Annotated in this window: 1 protein-coding gene; it reads right to left on the reverse strand. The window is 67.8% G+C overall.

The genetic code is table 11. The features are described 5' to 3' along the window. The coding region (locus ACGFZA_RS42435; protein ID WP_393686465.1) for a beta-ketoacyl synthase N-terminal-like domain-containing protein at positions 1-4,005 on the reverse strand (4,005 nt) is incomplete at both ends.

Raw genomic sequence — 4,005 nt, forward strand, 5'->3', positions numbered from 1 at the left:
CTGCTGCGACGGACCGTTCGGGGCCGTCAGGCCATTCGAAGCACCATCCTGATTAATGGCACTGCCCCGCACCACGGCCAGGACCCGATGCCCCAGACGCTCCGCATCACTGAGACGCTCCACCAACAGCATCCCCGCACCCTCAGCCCAACCCGTACCATCCGCACCCGCACCGAACGCCTTGCACCGACCGTCAGGAGCAAGCCCCCGATGCCGACTGAAGTTGATGAACGCACCCGGCGTCGACATCACCGTCACCCCACCGGCCAACGCCATATCGCACTCACCCGACCGCAACGCCTGAGCCGCCAGATGCAACGCCACCAACGACGACGAACACGCCGTATCCACCGTCACCGCCGGACCCTCCAGCCCGAACGTGTACGACAACCGACCCGACACCACACTCGCCGCCGTACCCGTACCCATCAGCCCCTCCAACGGACCGGGCACCTCACGCAACCGCGACGCATAATCGTGATACATCACCCCGGCGAACACACCCGTACGAGACCCCCGCAACCCCGAAGGATCAACACCCGCCCGCTCGAACGCCTCCCACGACACCTCCAGCAACAACCGCTGCTGCGGATCCATCGCCACCGCCTCACGCGGCGACACCCCGAAGAACCCCGCATCGAACTCAGCAGCCCGATGCAAAAACCCACCCTCACGCGAATACGTCGTACCCGCATGATCCGGATCGGGATGGAACAGACCCTCTACATCCCAACCCCGGTCCTCAGGGAAACCGGAGACCGCGTCACCACCGGTCGACACCAACTCCCACAATCCCTCGGGAGAAGTGACGTCGCCCGGGTACCGACAGCTCATGCCGACGATCGCGATCGGCTCGTCGTCGTTCTTGGGATGGGCCGTCACGGCAGCCGGATCAGCATCCGCGGACTCGCCGACGACCTGGGACAGCACGTAGTCGGCAAGCGCTGCCGCGGTCGGGTAGTCGAAGACCATGGTCGCCGGCAGACGCAGGCCGGTCACGATGGTGAGCCGGTTACGCAGTTCCACCGCGATCAGCGAGTCGAAGCCCAGATCCCGGAACGACCTGTCCGGCTCCACGGACTCGACAGAGGCATGCCCGAGGACCGTGGCCACCGCCGTGCGAACCAACCCCAGTACGTGAGAAGCGCGCCGGGGGGCGTCCAGCGCCGCCAGGGCCCGCGCCAGTTCTCCCTTCCCCGTATCGGCGGAACCGCCGCTCGCGGCCCGCCGCCGGGTCGGAAGCGGAATCAGTTTGGTGAGGAGAGGAGGTACGACGTCCGGGTGCCGGCGCAGGGCGGCCAGGTCCAGCCGGATCGGGACCAACAACCCGTCACCCTCACCCCCGGCCACCGCACGATCCAGCAGACCCAGCCCCTCATCCGAACCCAACGCCAACGCACCCGAACGCGTCATACGCTGCACATCGGCTTCGCCGAGCGTCTCCGTCATCGCACTCGTGTCCGCCCACAGACCCCAAGCCAACGACACCCCCACCAGACCCTGCGACCGACGGAACTGCGCCAACGCATCGAGGAACACGTTCGCCGCCGCATACCCGGCCTGCCCCGGAGTACCGAACACCCCAGCCGCCGAAGAGAACAAGACGAACGCCGACAGGTCCATGTCCCGGGTCAGCTCGTGCAAATGCCACGCCGCATCCACCTTCGGCCGCAACACACCACTGAGCCGGGCCGCATCCAACGACGTGACAATGCCATCGTCCAGAACACCGGCGGCATGCACCACACCCGACAACGAACGCCCCGCCAGAACACCGGCCAGCGCTCCACGGTCTGCGGCATCACACGCCACCACCTCAACCGCCACACCAAGCCCCGACAACTCCAGCTCAAGCGCAGCCATACCCTCCGCAGCCGAACCCCGCCGACTCAACAACACCAACTCACGCACCCCGTGAACCGACACCAGATGCCGGGCCACCACACCACCCAACACACCCGACGCACCCGTCACCAACACCGCACCCGAACCAAACCCACCACCAACCGAAGCCTCAACCCCGGAAGGCTCAGCCCGAACCAGACGCGGCACCACCACCACACCATCACGCACAGCCCACTGCGACTCACCCGAGCCCAGCCCCAACGCAACCGCGTCAACCACCGCACCAGCATCCGCACCCACCGGCACATCAGCCAGCACCAACCGCCCAGGATGCTCAGCCTGCGCCGAACGCACCAACCCCCACACACCAGCCGACCGCACATCAACAACCGACCCAACACCAACACCCGCAGCACCAGCACCAGCACCAGCACCAGCGGCGACCGCGCCCCGCGTCACCACCACCAAACGACTACCGGCCAGACGCTCATCCGCCAACCACTCCTGAACCACACCCAGAACCGCAGCCAGCCCCTCATGCACCACACCCGGAACCTCACCACCCACCGGCACCGGGCACTCCCACACCGCCACCCCAGGCACCACACCCGCCAACGCCACCGCACTCACATCGGCAAACACCTCACCCTCCGAAGGGACCAGCAGCCCCCCGGAACCCAGCACACCCCAAGACCCGGCACGGACCACAGCACCCGCATCCGTAACCGGCACCCACTCCACCCGGAACAACGAGTCCCTCTGCCCGGAACCAGCCAACTGCTCCTGCGACACCTCCCGCGTCGCCAGCGCCTCGACACCGACCACCAACTCGCCGGCAGCATCCGCTGCCACCAGCGACAGCACCCCGTCCTCACCCACACTCAGACGCACCCGAAGACTCGCCGCACCACCCGCATACAACGACACACCACGCCACGAGAACGGAACCCGCACCACACCCTCGGAACCCACCCCGCCCGCAACCGCCACCACCCCATGCAGAGCAGCATCCAAAAGCGCGGGATGCAGGCCGAACTCCCCCGCCGAATCGACGAGACCCTCCGGCAGCGCCACCTCGGCGAACACCTCGTCACCGCGCCGCCACACCGCCCGCAGCCCCTGGAACGCAGGACCGTACCCATACCCACGCCCAGCCATCACGTCATAGAAGCCCGCCACATCCACCGACTCCGCACCCCGCGGCGGCCACACCACCAGATCCGACTCATCGGGAACGGCACTCTCCGGGGCCAGAACACCACCGCAGTGCAACGTCCACGCTTCATCGCCCTCCCCCTCGTCGGGCCGGGAATACACATCCACTCCCCGCGTGCCGTCCGCGTCAGCACCACGCACGACAACCTGGACCCGCACACCGCCGCTCTCCGGCAGCACGAGGGGCGCCTGCAGGGTCAGTTCCCCGATGCGGCCGCAACCCACCTCGTCACCGGCCCGCAGCACCAGTTCCACCAGCGCCGCACCAGGCACGAGGACTGTCCCGTGCATCCTGTGATCGGCCAGCCAAGGGTGGGTGGTCCGAGACAGTCGTCCTGTGAGCAGGACACCGTCGCCCTCGGCGAGGGCGACAGCAGCCCCCAGCAGCCCGTGACCGGGGGAAGTGAGGCCCGCAGCCGTGACATCCCCCGCCCCGGCAGGCGCGTCAAGCCAGTAGCGTTCGTGTTGGAAGGCGTAGGTGGGCAGGTCGGTGTGGCGGGCTCCGGGCAGCAGCGCCGCCCAGTCGAGCGGGACGCCGGCCGTGTGCAGGCGGCCGACTGCTGTCATGGCAGTGCGTGTCTCATCCCGGTCGCGGCGCAACACCGGAACCGTGAAGGCGTCGGGAATGCTCTGCCCGACCAGACCGGACAGGACCGCGTCCGGACCCACCTCGACGAATACGCGTGCGCCCTCGGCGTGGAGTGCCGAGACGGCGTCGGCGAAACGTACGGCGTCACGGACGTGGCGGACCCAGTAGTCGGCGGTCGCGATCTCTCCACCGGCCAAAGCACCGGTCACCGACGACACGAACGGCAGCCGCGGTGCGGTGAACGAGAGGCCCTCCACGACGTTTTGGAACTCCGCCAGCATCGGCTCCATCAGCACGGAGTGGAACGCGTGACTCACATTCAACCGCTTCGTCCGCACCTCCAACGCGACGAGCTG

The sequence above is a fragment of the Streptomyces sp. NPDC048211 genome (assembly GCF_043202315.1).
In the GTDB taxonomy this organism is placed as follows: Bacteria; Actinomycetota; Actinomycetes; order Streptomycetales; family Streptomycetaceae; genus Streptomyces.